Source organism: Clostridium sp. X (assembly GCF_055755365.1).
The window spans coordinates 1,411,858-1,432,866 of sequence record NZ_CM146912.1; the positions used below are offsets into that span (position 1 = coordinate 1,411,858).

Genomic DNA, 21,009 nt, shown 5'->3' on the forward strand with positions numbered 1-21,009 from the left:
ATTGTTTTTAAGTATAATACTATTTTAAAATATAAATATTGGTATTTCAAGCAAGGATTCTCTGTAGTGTACTGGCTAAAGGATAATGCTAAAAATTATAAGCCTATTAAACCTACATAATGGTGCACAAAAAGTCGGATAGACATATATAAGTTCTGATATTCTATTGTAGAGAGGAGGTCATAAAATGAATTCGCTTAGAAAAATGAATGATGCATTAAATTATATTGAAGAAAGTCTTGATAATGATATTGATCTTAAAGAAGTAGCTAGATTAGCTCTTTGCTCAGAATATCATTTTCAAAGAATGTTTTCTTTTTTATCAGGTGTTACTCTATCGGAGTATATTCGCCGTAGACGTCTTACTGTTGCAGCCTTTGAACTTAATAAAAGTGACATTAGAATAATTGATATAGCAATTAAATATGGATATAATTCACCAGACTCTTTTACAAGAGCCTTTCAAGGGTTGCATGGAATAACACCTTCAGAAGCTAGATATAATGGTCAATCACTAAAAGCTTATCCACGAATGACTTTTCAATTATCAATTAAGGGAGGAAATGAAATGAACTATAGAATTGAGGAAAAAGAGGCATTTAGTATAATTGGTATTAAAAAAAGAGTACCTATAATTTTTAATGGAGTTAATCCAGAGATTGCAGCTATGTGGCAAAGTCTAAATATTGAGATGATTACTAAACTTAAAGAACTATCTAATGTAGAGCCACTAGGCATAATTAGTGCATCTGTAAACTTCTCAGAAGGGAGAATGGAGGAGAAGGGAGAACTTGACCATTATATAGGTGTAGCAACAACAAAAGAGTGTCCAGATAATTTAGTACAATTAGAGGTTCCGGCATCAACATGGGCTGTATTTGAGTCAGTAGGACCATTCCCTGAGACCTTACAAAACATTTGGGGAAGAATATATTCTGAGTGGTTTCCATCTTCAAATTATGAACAGGCAAAAGGTCCAGAAATCTTATGGAATGAGAATAAAGATGTAACTTCACCAACCTTTAAAAGTGAAATATGGATACCGGTTACAAAGAGGTAATTAAAAATAATATAAATCATATTTATAATTTAGGCACTTTAAGGAATCTTACTTCTAAAGATAGTATTAGTTTAGCATTATAATTAATATGGAGGTCTAAAATGAGAAGTGAAAAGGAAAAGATGTTATCAGGTGATTTTTATAATGCAGGTGATGAAGAGTTAATTAAAGAAAGAGATTATGCAAGAAATTTAACTTTTGAGTTTAACAATACTAGACCAAGTGAAAAAGAGAGACGACAGAAGATTCTAAAGCAACTCATTATTGCTAAAGGCTCACTTTATATTGAAGCACCTTTCAATTGTGATTATGGTTATAATATTGAAGTTGGAGAAAACTTTTATGCCAATTTTGGTTGTACTATATTAGATGTGAATAAAGTGAAAATCGGAGAAAATGTATTATTAGCGCCAAATGTTCAAATATATACAGCGACTCATCCTACTGACCCAAAGGAAAGACTCACAGGTAAAGAATATGCAGTATCAATTGTTATAGGAGATAATGTTTGGATTGGTGGAGGAACAATAATATGCCCAGGAGTGACAATCGGAAATAATGTAACTATAGGGGCAGGGAGTGTAGTCACTAAAGATATCCCTGATAACGTCATTGCTGGAGGAAATCCCTGCAGAATTATTAAGAACATTTAGTAATACTCCATAGTATTCTACTGTTTTCAAGTAGTATAATGATACTTAGGAAAATAGTGTTATCATAAACTAACTACTACGAAGAAAGAGGAGAATAATATGCTAATACGAGATATGGAAGAAAGAGACTTAAATGAGGTAGCTTCATTATACGAGGTACTAATGGAGGAAGAAAGTAATATAGAAAATATGATAAAGCAATTTTCAGCTATGAAGAATAATAAAAGCTATATTTTAATGGTAGCTGAGGAAGAAGGCAAAATTGCTGGTACTGTAATGGGAGTAACCTGTATTACTATGGTTTCAAATTTTAATTCCTTTTTAGTAATAGAAGATTTAATTGTAGATGAAAATTATAGAGGAAGAGGTATAGCTAAAGGAATGATGTTAGAATTAGAAAAAAGAGCTAAAGAAGCAAACTGTAGCTATGCTATTCTCCTTTCAGGTAAGCAAAGAAAAGAAGCTCATAAATTATATGAATCTCTAGGATATGGGGAAGATAGAGCTAGAGGGTTCAGGAAATTTTTCGGCTGATAAAGTTAAATAGTTATTTTAAAAGATAGGAAGTGAAGTTTCTTTTTTAGAGAAGCTTCACTTCTTTTATTTTAATCATATATTAGTTTTAAGTTTTTATTACTGCTACATCAGAAAAATCAAAATTATATCTTATTATATTTAATGAGATGAAAATGTAATTAAATAAAGATGTGAGACTATAGCCAACTAGATTGTTTAATGCTTATAAAAAAAGTATATACTAAAATTGTTGAGTAAATTTTAAGAAAGGATTTGCTAGAGTGAAAAGGACATATGGAGGGCTAGAAAAAGCTCTATGGAGCATTGCTATTCCGGGATTTGGACAATTAATGAATGGTAAGTATATCAAAGGAGGTATATTAATTGGTTTAGAGTTTCTAATTAATGCTCAGGCTAATATAAATACAATAATTGTTTCGAGTTTTCTTGGATTAACAGAACTTGCAGTACATCAAGCAAACTATCAATGGCTAATGTTCTATCCTTGTGTGTACATTTTTGGTATATGGGATGCATATAAGGATGGGGAAGAGGAGCTGGCTCCATTGCTATATATACCCTTTGCTTCAGCGGCTTATATAGAAACAATAGGAGTAATTTATTCTAAGACATTTAGAATAAATGGAGTACTTATAGGACCTATATTTTTACCAATGATTTGTATATTTTTGGGATTAGGTCTAGGATTGATGATTAGGGCTTATCTATTGAAAGATAAAGAAATGGACGCTATATGACAAAGATTATATGTATAAGATTTAAAAAAGTTTTATATTATATTAAAAAATAATTTAGCTAAGCAACCTCATATATCAATTAATTTTAATTGATATATGAGGTTTTATATTTATTTCTTTTGTTTTTTAATCTGAGTATAACCATTTATATTTATTTATAACTTGCTGGTTTGGATTATATTGTATATAATCAAATCATAATTAAATTAATTTACTGTAAGTTAAAGTTTGTTTATAGTTGTATTTATTTTTTTATAGATTAAATATAGAGATATTAGATGCTTAAATTTGATTATTTACAAATTATAGAATATAATAACATAAGTTATAACTTGGAAAATGAAGTCTTAGAATAATACTTTTTATATAAATAGATTGAGATTATGATAGATATGTTTACATAGAAAGCGAGATATATATGAACATTAATGAAAATGAAATTATGACTGTTAGTGAAGTTGCGGAGTATTTTAAAATTAGCGAAGTAACTACTTATAAATTAGTACAAGAAGGGAAGATACCAGCTTTTAAAATTGGAAGACATTGGAGAGTAAAAAGAGCTGATCTTGGAGAGTTTATAGAAAAGTTGAAGCGTGGAGAGAAAATATAAAAATTTATAGAGGTAATAAGAAAGTAATGTTAAAGAATTTTTTAATAAGGCTATCTTCTTTACCAGATAGGAGATTAAATGATAAAGGATAATAAGAACAAATTAAAGGTAATTCCTCTGGGGGGACTGGGGGAGATAGGAAAGAATATTACAGCTATAGAATACGATAATGAGATAATTGTTATTGATTGTGGTATAGCTTTTCCAGATGCTGAAATGTACGGAATTGATTTGCTTATACCGGATATAACCTATTTACTAAATAATAGGGAAAAGGTAAAAGGCATTATGTTGACTCATGGACATGAAGATCATATAGGTGCTCTTCCATATGTTTTGAGAGAATTAAATGTACCAGTTTATGGTACAAAGTTAACATTAGGACTTTTGAAAAGTAAGTTAGAAGAACATGCTATGCTTTCAGACTGTACTCTTTTTGAAGTTGAACCAGGAGATGAGTTTAAAACTGAAATTTTTAGGGTTGAATTTATACGTAGCTGTCATAGTATTGCTGATGCTTGTGCACTAGCTATATATACTCCAGAAGGTATTATAGTTCATACAGGAGATTTTAAAATAGATTATACTCCTATAGATGGAGAAGTAATAGATCTTCAACGATTTGCAGAGCTAGGAAATGAGGAAGTATTGCTATTAATGGCAGATAGTACAAATGTTGAGCGTCCAGGCTATACGGTATCAGAGAAGATTATAGGGCAAAACTTAACAGAGATTTTTGGTAAGGCAAAAGGGCGAGTAATTGTTGCAAGCTTTGCGTCAAATATTAATAGAATTCAAATGATTATTAATTCATCTTTGATTTATGGAAGAAAAGTTGCATTTAGTGGAAGAAGTATGGAGAAAAACTCTAGTATAGCTATGGAACTAGGTTATATGCAATTACCAGAAGAGCATCTTATAAGTGTAGATGATATTCATAAATACTCTCCAGATAGAGTAACTATTATAACTACAGGAAGTCAAGGGGAGCCAATGTCGGCACTTTCAAGAATTGCACATTCAAGCCATAAAAAAATAACTATTGAAAAAGATGATTTAGTAATTATTTCTGCATCACCAATTCCAGGGAATGAAAAGCTTATATCTAAACTTATAGATGAACTTTTTAAGAAGGGAGCAGACGTAATTTATAATGCTTTAGAAGAAGTTCATGTTTCAGGTCATGCTTGTGAGGAAGAGTTAAAATTAATGCACACATTAGTTAAACCTAAATTTTTTATGCCTGTTCATGGTGAATATAGGCACTTGCAACAACATGGAGAGCTAGCTGAAAGATTAGGTATGAATAAGAAAGATATCTTCATCTTAGAAACAGGTCAAACACTAGAATTAACTAAAAATAGTGCTAGAAAATCATCAAAAGTCACTTCAGGTGCTATTATGATAGATGGTCTTGGTATTGGGGATGTAGGAAGTATAGTACTTCGAGATAGAAAACATTTATCACAAGATGGTATATTAACGGTAGTAGTAACTATAGAAAAGGCATCCTTTAGTGTGGTTTCAGGACCTAATATCATAACACGAGGATTTGTTTATATGAAAGAATCTGGAGAATTAATAAGAGAAGCAACGGAAGTAGTAGCGTTGGAGTTAGATAAATGTATGGAAAAAAGGATTATAGATTGGTTTACGATAAAATCTAATATAAGGCGTGGACTTGGAGAATTCTTATACAATAAAACAGGAAGAAAACCTATTATTCTTCCTGTAATTATGGAGATATAGAGATTAGTAAATTTATTTAAATAGTAAGATTTAAAATGAGGCTACCTTAGAGTTATTAAAACTAATTCTGAGGTGTAAGCCTTTTTTTATTCTATAGGAAATTATAAAAAAGTTAATTTGTTGATAACTTTTTTAATATATAATGTTGAAGATGTTAAAAACGCAGATGGCCTAATAATCAATGAAACGCCTGATGAAGAGGGACTTAGAGCATGCAAAAGCTTAGGAGAGTTATTAGCAAAAACTAACTAAAAAATTTATTTTATCCTAGATGAAAGAGTCTGTGTCAAAATAATTAGAAGTTATTTTGACACAGACTCTTTCTTTATATTTAATCATTTATTAAATATAAACATGTATAAGGATGCTATAAATATAATGATATATCCTATAATGCTTAAGTAATCTGGAAGCATTCCAAATAAAAATAAACTTATTAATGCTGAAAAAATAATATTTGAATAGTCAAATATTGATATTTCTTTAGATGGTGCGAATTTATAAGCATAAGTTACTCCAAATTGACCAAGACTTGCAAAGACTCCTGCGAAGATTAAATAAGTCAGTTGTAGAGTACTCATAGGCTTGTAGGATAATAGCATTATTGGAAGAGTTATAACACTTGAGAAAAAGGAGAAATAAAATACGATGGTATCTGGTGACTCTTTTTCTCTTAAAGCTCTAAGACAAGTATAAGCTGATGCTGCAAACATGGCTCCTAGAACTCCAATAATTGCTGGAATTATTTCAGAATTAAAAGAGGGTTTAATTATAAATAATGCACCGATAAAAGCAAGAATTATTGACAGTATTTGCTTTAAGTTTATTTTCTCTTTTAAAAATAGCCAAGAAAAAATAATTAGAAAAAATGGACTAAGCTTATTTAAAGTATTAGCATCAGAGAGTATCAATCTATCTATGGCATAAAAGTTGAAAAATACTCCTAATGTTCCTAGAGAGGATCTAAGTATTAACAATTTTTGATTTTCTTTTTTACCAAAAAAACTTCCTTTGGCATTTAGTATAGTCAGAAAAGCTACCAAAGCAGCTATTATAGTTCTAAAAAATGTTTTTTGAAAGGAAGGTAAATCTCCAGATAATTTAACAAATGCTGACATCATAGCAAATCCAAAGGCAGATATTATTATAAATACTATTCCTTTACTTCTATTACTCAACTTACTAAAATTCATATTAAGCTCCTTTATTAACTTATAAAATTATTTCCTACTCTTTTTTCTTTTCAGGCAATGAAAAGACCCCTTACTTATATATTATTTAATTTAATATTTCAAATTACTTATTTTTCAAGTAGCAGCTTTCAGTAAGTACTCTTGGATATCCTGCTGGTATATAATTTTCATAAGGAATAGGATGATTATAATAATTCTTAGAGATCTCTTGTTTCAATTCTACTAATTGAGATATTTTCACACGCGTATACTTATATTCAAGCATATGAAAGAAGATTTTATCCCAAATATGGTATAAACGATCTTGTGTATCCTTTTCAGCATTATTAAATGTCCTTAATAATACATTTTTTGATAAATTCAAAATAGTATTAAATGCAGTATCGCGATTATTTTTAACTTGGTCAATAGTTAAAATATATTCTATTTGCTTTTTTGTAGAAATTGGATCACCTTTTGATTTCTTATCAGAGTGAATATAAAACCCTAGACTAATAAAAATAGCTATCATTAAAATCAATAATTTTTTAATCATAAAATACCCCCTATATAATGATATATATTAGCATATATTACATAATATAGCACGAGTAAAAGACATCAATTATGCACAAATAAAAAATTTAATTTGAGTATTAATAAAAAGGATATAGACTTAATGTCCATACCCTTATAAAATTTAATAAAAGGCTCTGTAGTTTCTGATGTTGCAAAACAGCAGATCTCTTTGAGTATAATTATTTTAATCCCATTTTTTCTTCTCTAAATAATTTTGCATCCATAATCTTAACATTTTCATCAATTGTAGGAGCAAATTCCATTAAATCTAGTATTTGTGTTTGAATATCGATTCCTGGTGCAACTTCTATTAAGTGAAGTCCACTTTCTCTTAATTCAAATACACATCTTTCTGTTATATATAGTACAGGTTGTTTATTTTTATTAGCGTATCTTCCACTAAATGTAACCTGTTCAACTGCATTTATAAATTTAATTTGTCTACCTTCTTGCTCAACTACTACTTTGCCATCTTCTATTTTCACTTTTAAACCACCTGCCGTGAAAGTACCACAGAAGAAAACTTTTTTAGAATTTTGAGTTATATTAATAAATCCACCACAACCTGCTAATCTCGGACCAAATCTACTAACATTGATATTTCCATTCTTATCGCATTCTGCTAATCCTAAGAATGCCATATCAAGACCGCCACCATCATAGAAATCAAATTGATAACCTTGGTCAATAATAGCATCTGGATTTAGAGCTGATCCGAATCTTGGTCCTCCTTGAGGGATACCTCCGATTGTACCTGATTCAACAGTTAAAGTCATGTAGTCCCCAATTCCTTCTTCATTTGCAATTTGTGCAATGTACTCAGGTGCTCCTACTCCTAAATTAACAGCTGTATCTTCTCTTAATTCCATAGCTGCTCTTCTTGCTATAACTTTCTTAGCAGTTAATGGACTAATTTCTACATCATCACTTACTGCTTCTTTTATCATTCCGCAAATTGCTGGGTTAAATTCTCTTCCTAACGCTTGCTCATGGTCTGCTGGGTCAGCAACTACAACAGCATGTACATAAATTCCAGGCACTTTAACTAATCTTGGATCTAATGTGCCAGCTTTTACAACCTTTTCAACTTGCACAATAACTTTACCACCGTTGTTTTTAACAGCTTGTGCTATAGATGTAACTTCAGTAGTAGCAACTTCTTTTTCAAGAGTTACATTACCGTATTCATCTGCGTAAGTTCCTCTAATAAATGCAACATTTACTGGGAAAGCTTTGTAGAAAAGTTTTTCTTCTCCATTAATATTTATAACTTCTACTAAATCTTCTGTTGTTTTTTCATTTATTTTACCACCGGTATTTCTAGGGTCAACGAAAGTATCTAAACCAACATGAGTGATTGCTCCTGGTCTGTGACCAGCCATGTCTCTTAGTAAGTATACTAGAGCTCCTTGAGGTAAGTTGTACGCTTCACATTTATTATCAAGAGCGAATTTCCCTAATGTTGGAGCAGTAGCATAATGAGCTGCTACAACTCTTTTAAGCAAACCTTCGTGAGCATAATGATCTCCACCCGTTTTACCGCTTCTGTCACCTTGAGATGCTGCATAGAATAAGGTTATAGCTTTAGGACAACCAGTTTCTAAGAATCTTTTTTCTAGAGCCTTGCTTAATGCTTCTGGGTTACAGTTTCCAACGAATCCACTTGTAACAAGCGTGTCCCCATCTTTAACTAAATCAACTGCTTCTTCTGCTTTAAGTATTTTAACCTTCTTCATTATTATTCCTCCTTTAATATTACTAATCGTTTTCAACTTGTATAACTATCCGTAAAATATAACACTATTTACATATAATATATCATTTTATATTAATCTATCAATAAAAGTTTATTTTTTAACATGAAAAAAGCAATGATGTATACTGATGAAAATATATTTTTCTGGGTATATTAAAGAAACGAGAAGGTTTTTAAAAAGAAAAAAAATCTTATAGTTTATAACATAAATTGCTATTTTTTTAATCACTTTGATTTTTATTTATCAATTTATCAAAAAAAATTAAGTGTTGTTCAAATATATTTCAATATCATTCTAAATTCTAATAGTTCCTGAACTATATTTTCTTCTAAATTTTCTAATCAAACACTCGAACTTTTGGGTGAGTAAGATATTATCAACTATATAAATACTGCCGTAAAAATGATAAACTTTAGAAAAGAGATAAGATTAGTGAGGTGCTTTATTTATGAAGATATTACACACCGGTGATTGGCATCTTGGTAAAAACTTAGAAGGTGCTAGTAGATTAGAAGAACAAGAAAAGTTCATTGAAGACTTTATCCACATTGTGGAGGAAAATAATATAGATATGGTGATTATTTCTGGAGATATATACGATAACAGCAATCCTCCAGCTAGAGCAGAGGGACTATTTTATAGAGCTCTAAGAAAAGTTTGTAATGACGGAAAAAGAGTAGTTCTAGTAATTGCAGGAAATCATGATAATCCAGATAGACTAGTAGCAGCAAGTCCCATAGCCTATGAGCAAGGGGTTATTCTTTTAGGAAAACCTAAGAGTTGTGCTCAGGTAGGAGTATGTGGAAAGCATAAAATCCTAGATGCAGGAGAGGGATATGTGGAGCTAGAGATTAATGGAGAGAAGGCAGTGATTATAACTATTCCTTATCCAAGTGAAAAGAGATTAAATGAGATTTTATCTACAGGAATAGAAGAGGAAGAAAGACAAAAGGGTTATTCAGAGAGGGTTGCAGAGCTTTTTAGTATGCTTTCAGATAAACATAGAGAAGATACAATAAATTTAGCTGTATCCCATTTATTTATATTAGGGGGAGAAGAGTCAGATTCAGAAAGACAGATTCAGCTAGGGGGAAGTCTTGCAGTAAGTGCAAGTGCACTTCCAGATAAAGCACAGTATGTAGCACTAGGGCATTTGCATAGACCACAAGTGGTTAAAGCAAAAACTAAGTGCATGTATGCAGGTTCCCCATTACAATACAGTAAGAGTGAAATAGGTTATACAAAAAGCTGCTATATTGTAGAGGTTAAAGTAGGAGAGGAAGCTACAATACAGACTGTTCCTTTAAAGAATTATAAGCCTATAGAAGTATGGAATTGTAGTAGTGTTGAGGAAGCAATAGAAAAATGCACGGATAATGCTAATAGAGAATGTTGGGTTTATTTAGAGATAAAAACTGATAAATATATTACTCAAGAAGACATAAAAGCAATGAAGAGTTTAAAAGATGATATTTTAGAAATTAAACCTATAATTATAGGACAAGAAGATATAGATGAAGAATTTTTTAGTGTTAAGGAAAAAAGTATGCACCAGTTGTTTAAAGACTTTTACACAAAACAGAGGATGACCGAGCCAAACCAGGAAGTTATGGACTTATTTTTAAATATATTAGAACAGGGGGAGGACGAGTATGAAGCCTAAAATTCTAATATTATCAGGTTTAAATAGTTTTGAAGAAGAGCAAAAGATATATTTTGATAAACTTACGGAGAAGGGGTTATTTGGGATTTTTGGACCGACAGGAAGTGGGAAATCTACTATTTTAGATGCTATAACTATTGCACTTTATGGTAAAGTAACTAGAACTAACAAAGGTTATATAAATACTGAGACTAAAAACTTAACTGTAAGTTATGAGTTCGAAATTGGAGTGGGAAGAGAAAGAAAAACTTATGTAGCAGAGAGAAATATAAAAGTAAATAAAAGTGGAGGGTACAATACTAAGTACGCAAGACTATTAGAAAAGAGAGAAACAGAAGTAGTTGTAATAGCGGAAGGGCCAAGTGAACTACAATTAAATATTGAAAAGATAATAGGACTTACTGCTGAGGACTTTACCCGTTCTGTTGTACTCCCACAAGGAAAGTTTAGTGAGTTTTTAAAGCTTACAGGTAAAGATAAAAGGGACATGCTTGAGAGAATGTTTGCACTTGAAAGATATGGAAGAGAATTAGGAGAAAAGATTAAAAGGGTAAGAAATCAGCATTTAAAACAAGAAAATATGCTTACTGGAGAGTTAAAAAAGTATGAAGGGTTAACGGAAGAAAGTTTTAAAGAGAAGGAAGTAAGGTTAGATGAGTTAATAAAAGAAGAAGCATTAGTAAAAGAAGAAAAAAGAATTTTAGATGAGGCTTATGAAAAGTATAAAGAAGTTTGGGAACTTCAAGGGGAGCTTAATGAATTTAAGATATCTGAAAAGAACTTAAATGCTAAAGTAGAAGAAATTTATTCAAAGAAGGAAAGACTTCAGAAAGCACAAAAGGCCCTTAAGGTAAAGCCATTTATTGATGATTTATTGGAAACTAAGAGCTTAGTAAAAAACAATGAGATAGAGCTTAAAGCTCTATTAGAAGAAGTAGAAAGCATAGATAAAAAGCTATGTGATACTGAAAAAAATTACAATGAAGCAATGAAGCAAAAAGAAGAGGTTATTCCAGAACTAATAAAAAAGGAAGCTAATCTCAATCAAGCTATAGTAATTAATGAAAAAGTTAAGGCATTAAAAATAGATATTAAAAGATTACGAGATGAGTACCAAAAGAAAAATTCTAGTAAAAATACTTTTGATAAAATGATAAACGACCTAGATATTAGAAAAGAAGATCTAGGAAAAAGCATTTTAGAGACAGAGAAAAGCCTAAACAAATTAAGCTTTCAGCCTGAGTATAGAGAAAAGGTTCAAGTAGCTCTAGAAAAGGAAAATCAGTTTAATGAAACATTGGAAAAAAAGAAGGAACTAGAGTCAAAGATAAATATAAGAGAAGCTAGTTTAAATAATATATTGGTAGATTATAAAGAGATAATTGAAACTCAAGAAAAACAAAAGGCCGTGGTTATAGCTCTTGAAAATGAAATGAAAGCGTTAGAAAGTAGTAACCCAGGAGATAATTCCATTCTACTTGAAAAGTCAGAAAGAGTGAATGAGCTTCGAGAAAAGCTAAATAAAGCTATTTTAGATGATGAGAAAAAAATAGGTTTAGAAAATAAATTAATAGAGCTTGAGAAAAATAAATTGCCACTAGTAAAAGACTTAGAGGAATTAAAAGGTATCCTATCTGAAAAAAAATCAAACTTACAAAATATTATAGAAGAAATTAATCATATACATAAAGCTAGTTTAGCAGGTATATTGAGTTCGGAATTAGAGAAAGGGGAACCTTGTCCAGTATGCGGATCAGAAAATCATCCTAATCCTGCAAAGTTTATTGATAAAAAGGAATTAGAAGAAAGAGAAAACTTACGAAAAGAATTAGAGATTGAAACTGAAAAGATGAATATAGCTATTAATGAGTTATCCTTTAAGTTAGTAGGTTTTACTAAAGAAGAGGAACATTTAAGGGGGGATTATAATCTTGTACTTGAAAGTCTAGCAGGCATAGATATTTCTAACATAAAGACTATAAAAGAGCAGGAAGAAAAGGATTTTAAGGAACTAAAAGAAAAGCTTGAAATTTATAATAAATATAAGGAAAGAAATAGTAATAACTTAAACATAGAAAAAGATAAAAAATCTAAAATTGATATGAAAGAAGCTAAAGTAAATGAGAGCATAAAAAGCGAAAGAGCTATAGTTGAAGAGTTAAATAAAGAGCTTTTAAAGGAAATAGAAAAGCATGATAGATTATTAAAAGAATATGAATCATATAAGAAAGAGCTTAAGGTAGATAGCATAGCTAATGAAATGAATAGTATAAAGGAAAGAGAAAAAGAAATATTAAACCTTCAAAAAAGTGAAAAAGAAGTGAGATGCAGTATTGAAAAGATAAATAATGAAAAAGAAAAATTAATAAGTGAGAGAGCTGAGCTTGAAATTGACTTAGGTAGAATTTCTCAAAGTGGAAAAGAAAAAGCAGATGTAATAAAAAGAGAAGAAGAGGAAGTAAATAAATTATCTGAAGGAAAAAATCCAGAGGAGTATTTAGAAGTTGTAAGAAATGAAATTAAAGTTATTAATGATAAGAGTGAAAGACTTAAAGTTCAGCTAGAGGATGAGAAAAATAAGAGGCAACAGCTATGGAATAAAAAGCTTAGTCTAGAGGAAGCATCGAGAATACTTAGCGCACGATATAAGGAACAAGATATTAAACTTAGTAATGTATTAGAGGGAAATCAGTTTAAAGAAAAAGAAGAAGTACTAAGTTTATTAATGGATGAAAGGGCAATGACCTCAATAGAAGAGGAAATAAACTCTTTTAATGACAAGTTAAAAAATATAACTAATAATATAAGTAGAATAGAAAAGAAGCTACAAGGTGAAGTTATCGAAGAAACTCAGTGGGAAAACCTTAAAAATAATAGAATAGATAAGGATAAGCTGTTAAGTTTAAAAATAAAAGAGATAGCTACCCTTCAAAAGACTATAAGTGATCTTAAAAATGATATAGAAGAGTTAACAAAGCTTAGAAAAAAACAAAAGGAGCTAGAACATAAGCTTAGCTTATTAAGTGATTTAAGTAAGCTAGTTGAAGGTAATAAGTTTGTAGAATTTGTAGCTATGAATCAGCTTAAATACATAGCAAGAGAAGCTTCAAGAAGATTGAAAGATATTACAAAGGAAAGATACGCACTAGAGATTGACGGCGAAGGCAATTTTACAATAAGAGATGATTTCAATGGAGGACAGATAAGAGATACAAATACTCTTTCAGGAGGAGAAACTTTTTTAACCTCTTTAGCACTTGCACTTGCACTATCTACTCAAGTACAGCTTAAGGGAAGTGCCCCTCTTGAATTCTTTTTCTTAGACGAAGGCTTTGGAACATTAGATACAGACTTATTAGATATTGTGATGACATCTCTTGAAAAACTTCACAGTGATAAGCTATGTGTTGGAATAATCAGTCATGTAGAAGAACTTAAAAGTAGGGTTCCAGTTAAGATTGTCCTGTCTCCTGCAAAACAAGGGCAAGGTGGAAGTAAGGTAAAATTAGAATATAGTTAAAAGTTAATAGCTATTCCCTGATTTTCATTGTTCATACAATATCTCAACTAATTACCATTGTATTTCTCATTTAGAATGAATATAATCTAAATTGTACAAAAGCTAGGCTATAAATGTGGCTTAGAAACTCATTTTAGGGAAAGACAATAGTAGAGAAATTACTTTGAAAATAATATATAGGGGTGAACAAATGAAAAAAATTAAGAGGTTACTAGGAATTGTTTTAGCAGGAACAATGGTTTTTTCAGTTGCAGGATGTGCGTCCAAAGAAGACAAGCTAGCAAAAGCATTAATTAAAACTAGTACTATAAAATCTTTTGACTACAAGGTTAAAGGAGAAGTTAAAATAAATGGAGACAAAGTAGCAGAAGCTACACAAGGAATTGATAAATTCACAGTAGAACTTGATGGAAAAGCTATATCAGAGGAAAATAAGTTTGCGAAGGTAGAGTCTAATGTAAGAGTAGGGGCTGCAGGAATAAGTGCAGATACTAAGATTATTCAAGAAATGATTATAAATGGCGACAAAGCTGATATGAAGATGTTCATACAAATTCCAGAGATAGTAAAGGCACAAATGGGAGCATTTTTAGAGGGCATTGACTATATATATATGGACTCAGCTGGATTAGAGAAAGTGGAAAAAGAAATGAATCAAGGTGTAGAACAGCCAAAGGATATTCCCATAGACGAACTTTCTAAGAAGACAACTAATATTCAAAAGTCTCTATTAGAATTTATTAAGGATTATGCAGATGAAAATGGAAAAGGTATTGTAGAAGATGCAGGAAAACAGCCTGTAGTAGTAAACGGTGTTGAAGAAAACCTTCAAGTTTTTAAACTTAAGATAGACGATGCTGGTATTAAGACATTATTAAAAGCTTATGTTAAGGATGAAAAGAGAGTAAAAGAAGTACAAGACTATCTAAATCTTATGGAGTCAAGTGAAAATAAAACTCTAACTCCAGATGAATTAAATAAAAAAATTGATTCAATGCCAAACATATTTGGCAAAGGTGGATTTACATTAAGTTTTGCAATTAAAGATGGATATATTGTTCAACAAAATATTAATGCAGATCTATTAATAGAAGATGTAGGAGTTAACGTTACTATGGTTTACGATATATTTAATATTAATAAGACTACAGATATAAAGATACCAACAAAAGAAGAAGTTAAAGCACTTGATATTACTGAATTAGGGTCTATGTTTAATGCAGAAATACCAGCTGCAACAATGGAAGAAGAGTTTATACAATAGAATATAGTAAGCCTCTGTATGTTTTATGCAGAGGCTATTTTTTTACGGAAAGCATCATTGAGTGGCTATGTGGAAATTGTTAGCATAGCTCTTAGAACTGTTGAATTTTAAGAGCAATTTTAGTATAATAAGCTGCGGTGAAAATGTGATATATCTTCTTGCAATAAAGGCGAGAAGTTTTTTTATTGTATGCAGTACTAAAGAAAAATATTAGGTTTAGGAGGAATTAAAAATGAACTCAGGTAAAGAGGGTAAAGCAAAGGGAAACTCCTGGGCATTAATCCCATTAGTAGTCTTTTTGATTATGTATCTTGTACCATCTATTGTAACTAATGACTTCTATAAGATGCCAGTAAGTGTATCTTTCTTAGTTGCGAGTATTATTGCTATTACTATGAATAGAAAAGATAGTATTAGTAGAAAGGTAGAAATATTTTGTAGAGGAGCAGGTGACTCTAACATTATATTAATGTGCATAATATTTATACTTGCAGGTGCATTTGCTCAGGTAGCTAAGGAAATGGGAGCAGTTGATTCCACTGTTAATCTAGGACTCTCGATTTTGCCTGGAAACATTCTTGTGGCTGGAGTATTTATTATATGCTGTTTTATATCCTTATCTATAGGTACATCTGTAGGGACTATCGCAGCTTTAGCACCAATGGCATTAGGCATTTCAGATAAGACTGGAATTTCTCTTGCGCTTGTACTTGGAGCTGTAGTTGGTGGCGCTATGTTTGGAGATAATTTATCTATGATATCCGACACTACCATAGCTGCAACAAAAACTCAAGGATGTGATATGAAGGATAAGTTCAAGATGAACCTTGCCATAGTTATGCCAGCGGCTTTGATAACAACTATAATATTTTCTATAATCAGTATGGGAAATAGTACCACTTTAGGTGGAAGCTATGAGTACAGCATAGTAAAGGTATTACCTTATTTAGGGGTACTTATTTCAGCCTTGGCAGGAGTGAATGTAATGCTAGTATTAGTTGGAGGAACTTTTTTTGCTGCAGTAGTTGGACTAGCTACGAATTCTTTTGATATATGGGCACTGCTTAAGGCTATTGAAGGTGGAATTGCAGGAATGTCAGAGCTTATTATAATATCTCTATTAATAGGAGGTATGGTTGAAGTTATTAAACATAATGGCGGAATTGACTTTTTACTTGAATTTACAACGAAGAGAATAAAAGGAAAAAAAGGTGCTGAATTTGGAATTGGTGTACTAGTTAGCATAGTTGACATATGTACGGCTAATAACACTATAGCTATAGTAATGGCAGGACCTATTGCAAAAGATATTGCAGCTAAATACAATGTTGATCCAAGAAAATCTGCTAGTTTATTAGATACATTTTCATGTTTCTTCCAAGGGGTTATACCTTATGGAGCACAGCTTTTAACTGCAGTTGGAGTTGTGGGAGCTGCTAAGATTTCTCCTTTTGAGATTATGAAATACTTATATTATCCATACTTAATGGGTGTATGTACTTTACTCGCTATAGTTCTTGGAATTCCTAAAGTTAAAAAAGTAGAGAAACAGGAAGTTGCTTAGTAATTTCCTGTTTTTTTTATTAATTAGGAGGTTACTCGCCAAAAACCTGTTGTTTAAGTTTAAGTCCTGTAGGAGTTACAGCTACTCCTCCTTCTGCAGTTTCACGAAGTGAAGGTGGAAGTTGCTTTCCTACCTTATACATAGCTAAAACAGTATCATCAAAAGGAATTTTACTCTCAACCCCACTCATAACCATATCTGCTGTGGTAAGAGCAGATACTGTACCAGCAGCATTTCTTTTTGCACAAGGTACCTCTACTAAGCCAGCCACAGGATCGCATACAAGACCAAGGATATTTTTTATAACTATAGCAGCGGCATTAAGGGCCTTACTAACAGAACCACCCATCATTTCTACAACTGCAGCAGAAGCCATAGCAGCAGCAGAACCACATTCAGCTTGACAGCCACCCTCAGCACCAGAAACTGTAGCATTTTTAGCTATTATCATTCCTACACCTGAAGCCGTTAACAAGGCCTTTACAAGGTCATCTTCTGATTTGTTTAACTGTTCACCAGCTGAGATAATTGTTGCAGGCACTATACCGCAAGAACCAGCAGTGGGACAAGCTACAATTCTTCCCATAGCAGCATTAACTTCTGAGCAAGATAAGGCTCTAGCTATAGCTCTAACCATAAATCCTCCAGTTAGGGTAGGGCCTTCACTAGCATAACGATTGAGTTTAAGTGCGTCACCGCCGATTAATCCACTTACGGATTGTACATCATTATCTAATCCATAACTAGCAGAAGACTGCATAACATTTAAACTTTTTCTCATTTTTTCAAAGACTTCTTCAGATGATAATCCACTTTTCTCTACCTCTGACCTTAGCGTATACTCCCATATAGTTAAATTTTCTTTTTCACATATTTCAATAAGACTTGCTCCACTATTAACGAACATATTTTTAACGCTCCTTCTATTCTATTATAGGATTTATTACTTTAAGGGTTTCAATTTCAGGTATTTCTTTTATTTTACTAAGTATGCGTTTAGGTACTAGATTATCAGTTTCAATTGCCATAGCTGCCTGAAGACCTTTACTACTTCTATATACTTTCATGGAAGCTATATTTATATTCTCGCTATATAGTAATGTAGTAATTTTTGAAATTATTCCAGGGGTATCTCTATGATTAGTTATTAAGGTAGGATATTCACCTCTAAATTCTACTGAAAGACCATCTATATCAGATATGACAATATTTCCTCCGCCTATAGAAGAACCTGTAAGTTCAGCAACTTCACCATTTCTTTTAGTTATAATAAATTTAACTGTATTTGGATGTACTTCTCCTAAGTCAGTTTCTTTAAATTCAAAATCTATTCCCTTTTCTTTTGCTATAGAAAAAGAGTTTTTAAGATTATCATCCCAAGGGTCCATTTTTAGTATGCCAGCTACAAGAGCCTTATCAGTACCATGACCTTTATAGGTTTTTCCAAAGGAACCGTGTAACAAAAATTCTACTTTTGTAATGTCTCCACCACAAATTAAGCTTGCAAATTTGGCAAGTCTTGCAGCACCAGCAGTATGTGAACTAGATGGACCTACCATTATAGGGCCTACAATATCGAATATGCTAAAATTACTCATGAATATATTCTCCTTTAATCTATTAAGTTAGCTATATTAAAAATTATATTCTAAATTATAGTCTATATCTATTAGTATTTTTTATTCAGTGACTTACTCCATATATAAAATTAGTTAAAAGCCATTAATTAGATTATTGTAAGCAATTGTAACTTAACTAATATAAGTATTAATGGTAATATATAAGGGTATGGCGAAATAGGACAAGGGGAGAATATGTATGAGTAAAACATTACAAGTTTTTTTTATGTCAGCAGTACCGCTGATAGAGCAAAGAGGTGCAATACCACTAGGAATAAATATTTTTGGATTAGATCCAATTCTTGTTTTTTTTATTAGTTTTTTAGGAAGTTTGTTACCGGCACCTTTTATTCTTTTACTATTTAACAAAATATTTGATTGGATGAAACAATATAAATTTTTTAGTAAGATAAATAATGTTATCGAAAACAAGATAGATAAAAATTCTAGCAAATTGGAAAAATATAAAGAAATAGGTCTTATTACATTTATTGCGATACCTCTTCCGACAACAGGTGTATGGACTGGAAGTGCAGTGGCTGCTTTTTTAAAATTAGACTTTAAAAAGTCTATGATGTGTGCTACTATTGGCGCTATAATTTCTGCATTTTTAATTACATTAGGATGTACGGTAGTACAAGTAGGACTATCAGCAATTTTTGGATTTTAGTAACAATTCTTTGATATAGAAAGATTAATTTATTTAATGAATATTTTTCTTTTTCAATGACACAATAAATCTATATGCTACATAATCAAATATAGATAGGAGTGGCACCATGGAAGAAAAAGATCACCTAAAGAAAAGTTATAAAAGTTTTATTGAACTTTTTTCAATAGTTTGCTCCAGAGAATTAGAATATTTTATATTAGATTCAAGTTTTACAAGCGCTTTTAACTATAGAATAAAAAAAATATTAGATGATTCTAATAAAAAAGATAAAGATAATATAGAACTTAGTGTGTTGTTTAATACTCAAGGAGAAGTTGCTATTATTGATGCGAATATAATAGGAGATTTTATAACTAACAATTATTCTGCTGCTATTGAAAAATATTATAAAGGAATAGGGATAAATAAAGTTATAAAAGAGATAGTTAATGGGAAAGAAAAAGTTCAAAAGGACTTTCTTATGATTTCTTATAATATACTTTATAAAACTTTAGAAGAACTATATAAAGATGTAAAATATAAAAAAGATATTGTAGATAACTATGTAAAGAAATATAAATTAGAAAATTATAAAAAGGAAGACTTACCAGTGATAATCTTAATAGTACTTATTTTAGAAGATATATGCAAATATATGTCAATAAGTCAAGTGTTATTAGAGAGTAGCATTTACAAAATTATTTCATAAATAGTATGAGTGTTTTCGACAAATAAACTATTATATACTTCCTATTTACTTCCATTGATGCTGAAAGCGTTGTGTTATAGAAGGAAAAAAGTATATTAGTGTCACAAGAAAGGGACAAAAAGGTTTACATGTAATTTATAATATGACATTTTTTTTTCGGAGAAGATGATAATATAAGTTCAGAGAATCGCTCGGGGGGGAATACGATGTTAGTTGTAGAAAACTTATGCAAAAATGAAAGTTGTGATGATATTAAATTTAATTATTCGTATAGAATGATTAAGGACAAGGTTATTTTTTCAGAATATGGTAAGTTAGAGATTCAATCATATGGCATCGAAGTTGAAAGAATAGATATTTTAGATGACAAACTAGTTAAAGTTGAAAGGGAATTAGTGAAGTGTATAAGCCCTCATAGACATAAGGTACATAATTTGCTGAAAATGCTTTTTGATAATGTAGTATCTCCACTACATTTAATTGATGTTTTAGGGGAATATATAGATGACTATATAACAGATTATGATGAAATTTTAAAAGATATATACATATGCTAAAGTGAAGCGGAGGGAAACCTCCCTTTTTTAATTTGAAAGTATTAGTAATTTATAAAAAAATATTTATTAAAACTCCTATTTTTATAATTAGTGTTCTTTATAAAGAAACTGTTTAGGTGTACAATTAATTTAGTTAATTGGAGGTGGAAGTTTTGATCATTGGAATAGGTATAGATATAATTGAGATAAGTAGGATACAAAAGGCGTTGGAAAAAAGTCCAAGCTTTATAGATAAAATATTCACAAAAAATGAAATTGAATATTTGAATAGCAGAAATATGAGAGCTGAATTTGTTGCAGGGAAGTTTGCTGCAAAAGAAGCTGTAGCAAAAGCTATTGGGACCGGGTTTAGAGGTTTTGATTTTAGAGATGTGGAAATAGATAAGACAACTTTGGGTAAACCTATAGTAATCTTAAGAGGAAATGCTAAGAAAATGGATCAAAAGTGGGGAAAATACAAAATACATTTGAGCATATCACATAGTAGGGAAAATGCTATAGCTTATGCTGTTATAGAGACGATAGAGTAGAGAGTTATTCAGTTTTTAGATGTGTTATTATAATTAACAAGAATAATGTATAATAATTGAGAATAGTATTAATAATA

The 21,009-nt window shown here is 30.8% G+C and carries 20 protein-coding genes; 15 read left to right on the plus strand and 5 right to left on the minus strand.

What is annotated here, in order from left to right; translation table 11 throughout:
* The first annotated feature begins 187 nt into the window (after positions 1 to 187).
* The 7 genes from ACX0KU_RS07270 to ACX0KU_RS07300 all read left to right on the plus strand — a co-directional run bounded on the left by ACX0KU_RS07270 (position 188) and on the right by ACX0KU_RS07300 (position 5,598).
* Complete coding sequence (locus ACX0KU_RS07270) at positions 188 to 1,060, plus strand: AraC family transcriptional regulator (protein WP_472992217.1); 873 nt, start codon at positions 188 to 190, stop codon at positions 1,058 to 1,060.
* Between the two features lie 101 nt (positions 1,061 to 1,161).
* Positions 1,162 to 1,713: a sugar O-acetyltransferase gene (locus ACX0KU_RS07275; RefSeq protein ID WP_472992218.1), complete on the plus strand. Its 552-nt coding sequence runs from the start codon at positions 1,162 to 1,164 to the stop codon at positions 1,711 to 1,713.
* 99 nt (positions 1,714 to 1,812) lie between these two features.
* Positions 1,813 to 2,247, plus strand: coding sequence for a GNAT family N-acetyltransferase (locus tag ACX0KU_RS07280; RefSeq protein ID WP_472992220.1), 435 nt, complete (start codon positions 1,813 to 1,815; stop codon positions 2,245 to 2,247).
* 263 nt (positions 2,248 to 2,510) lie between these two features.
* The gene (locus tag ACX0KU_RS07285) at positions 2,511 to 2,987 is read left to right on the plus strand and encodes a hypothetical protein (RefSeq protein WP_472992221.1); all 477 of its coding nucleotides are present in this window, start codon (positions 2,511 to 2,513) and stop codon (positions 2,985 to 2,987) included.
* 418 nt (positions 2,988 to 3,405) lie between these two features.
* Positions 3,406 to 3,597 (plus strand): helix-turn-helix domain-containing protein, encoded by a 192-nt coding sequence (locus ACX0KU_RS07290; protein WP_472992222.1) that lies wholly within the window; start codon positions 3,406 to 3,408, stop codon positions 3,595 to 3,597.
* A gap of 78 nt (positions 3,598 to 3,675) precedes the next feature.
* Positions 3,676 to 5,346: a ribonuclease J gene (locus ACX0KU_RS07295; RefSeq protein ID WP_472992224.1), complete on the plus strand. Its 1,671-nt coding sequence runs from the start codon at positions 3,676 to 3,678 to the stop codon at positions 5,344 to 5,346.
* A 117-nt stretch (positions 5,347 to 5,463) separates the two neighbouring features.
* Complete coding sequence (locus ACX0KU_RS07300; RefSeq protein WP_472992225.1) at positions 5,464 to 5,598, plus strand: hypothetical protein; 135 nt, start codon at positions 5,464 to 5,466, stop codon at positions 5,596 to 5,598.
* A gap of 83 nt (positions 5,599 to 5,681) precedes the next feature.
* On the opposite strand, the gene ACX0KU_RS07305 is transcribed toward ACX0KU_RS07300, so the two are convergent.
* From ACX0KU_RS07305 to ACX0KU_RS07315, 3 genes are all read right to left on the minus strand, one after another.
* Positions 5,682 to 6,539 carry a DMT family transporter gene (locus ACX0KU_RS07305; protein WP_472992226.1) on the minus strand — a complete coding sequence of 286 codons (858 nt, stop codon included), beginning with the start codon at positions 6,537 to 6,539 and terminating at the stop codon, positions 5,682 to 5,684.
* Between the two features lie 103 nt (positions 6,540 to 6,642).
* Positions 6,643 to 7,074 carry a hypothetical protein gene (locus ACX0KU_RS07310; protein WP_472992227.1) on the minus strand — a complete coding sequence of 144 codons (432 nt, stop codon included), beginning with the start codon at positions 7,072 to 7,074 and terminating at the stop codon, positions 6,643 to 6,645.
* A gap of 202 nt (positions 7,075 to 7,276) precedes the next feature.
* Positions 7,277 to 8,833, minus strand: coding sequence for an acyl CoA:acetate/3-ketoacid CoA transferase (locus tag ACX0KU_RS07315; RefSeq protein ID WP_472992228.1), 1,557 nt, complete (start codon positions 8,831 to 8,833; stop codon positions 7,277 to 7,279).
* A gap of 469 nt (positions 8,834 to 9,302) precedes the next feature.
* Here ACX0KU_RS07315 and ACX0KU_RS07320 point away from each other — a divergent pair, with 469 nt between their 5' ends.
* The 4 genes from ACX0KU_RS07320 (at position 9,303) to ACX0KU_RS07335 (ending at position 16,865) form a co-directional block, all read left to right on the plus strand.
* On the plus strand, positions 9,303 to 10,517 hold the full coding sequence (locus ACX0KU_RS07320) for an exonuclease SbcCD subunit D (protein WP_472992229.1): 1,215 nt from the start codon (positions 9,303 to 9,305) through the stop codon (positions 10,515 to 10,517).
* Positions 10,507 to 14,037: an AAA family ATPase gene (locus ACX0KU_RS07325; RefSeq protein WP_472992230.1), complete on the plus strand. Its 3,531-nt coding sequence runs from the start codon at positions 10,507 to 10,509 to the stop codon at positions 14,035 to 14,037. Before ACX0KU_RS07320 ends, ACX0KU_RS07325 begins: the two co-directional genes overlap by 11 nt.
* A 190-nt stretch (positions 14,038 to 14,227) precedes the next feature.
* Positions 14,228 to 15,301: a hypothetical protein gene (locus ACX0KU_RS07330; protein ID WP_472992232.1), complete on the plus strand. Its 1,074-nt coding sequence runs from the start codon at positions 14,228 to 14,230 to the stop codon at positions 15,299 to 15,301.
* Positions 15,302 to 15,533: 232 nt separating this feature from the next.
* A complete protein-coding gene (locus tag ACX0KU_RS07335; RefSeq protein ID WP_472992233.1) occupies positions 15,534 to 16,865 on the plus strand; it encodes a Na+/H+ antiporter NhaC family protein in 1,332 nt (443 codons plus the stop codon).
* Between the two features lie 31 nt (positions 16,866 to 16,896).
* Here ACX0KU_RS07335 and sdaAA read toward each other — a convergent pair whose 3' ends face one another.
* Together sdaAA and sdaAB are read right to left on the minus strand one after the other, a co-directional pair.
* Positions 16,897 to 17,772, minus strand: a complete 876-nt coding sequence (gene sdaAA, locus ACX0KU_RS07340) for an L-serine ammonia-lyase, iron-sulfur-dependent, subunit alpha (RefSeq protein ID WP_472992234.1) — start codon at positions 17,770 to 17,772, stop codon at positions 16,897 to 16,899.
* 16 nt (positions 17,773 to 17,788) lie between these two features.
* Positions 17,789 to 18,463: an L-serine ammonia-lyase, iron-sulfur-dependent subunit beta gene (gene sdaAB / locus ACX0KU_RS07345; RefSeq protein WP_472992235.1), complete on the minus strand. Its 675-nt coding sequence runs from the start codon at positions 18,461 to 18,463 to the stop codon at positions 17,789 to 17,791.
* 220 nt (positions 18,464 to 18,683) lie between these two features.
* On the opposite strand from sdaAB, the gene ACX0KU_RS07350 reads away from it, so the two are divergent.
* From ACX0KU_RS07350 to ACX0KU_RS07365, 4 genes are all read left to right on the plus strand, one after another.
* The gene (locus ACX0KU_RS07350) at positions 18,684 to 19,154 is read left to right on the plus strand and encodes a COG2426 family protein (RefSeq protein ID WP_472992236.1); all 471 of its coding nucleotides are present in this window, start codon (positions 18,684 to 18,686) and stop codon (positions 19,152 to 19,154) included.
* Between the two features lie 109 nt (positions 19,155 to 19,263).
* Complete coding sequence (locus ACX0KU_RS07355; protein ID WP_472992237.1) at positions 19,264 to 19,845, plus strand: hypothetical protein; 582 nt, start codon at positions 19,264 to 19,266, stop codon at positions 19,843 to 19,845.
* A 206-nt stretch (positions 19,846 to 20,051) separates the two neighbouring features.
* Positions 20,052 to 20,402 carry a DUF6514 family protein gene (locus ACX0KU_RS07360; protein ID WP_472992238.1) on the plus strand — a complete coding sequence of 117 codons (351 nt, stop codon included), beginning with the start codon at positions 20,052 to 20,054 and terminating at the stop codon, positions 20,400 to 20,402.
* A gap of 152 nt (positions 20,403 to 20,554) precedes the next feature.
* On the plus strand, positions 20,555 to 20,932 hold the full coding sequence (locus ACX0KU_RS07365; RefSeq protein WP_472992239.1) for a holo-ACP synthase: 378 nt from the start codon (positions 20,555 to 20,557) through the stop codon (positions 20,930 to 20,932).
* The last annotated feature ends 77 nt before the right edge of the window (positions 20,933 to 21,009 follow it).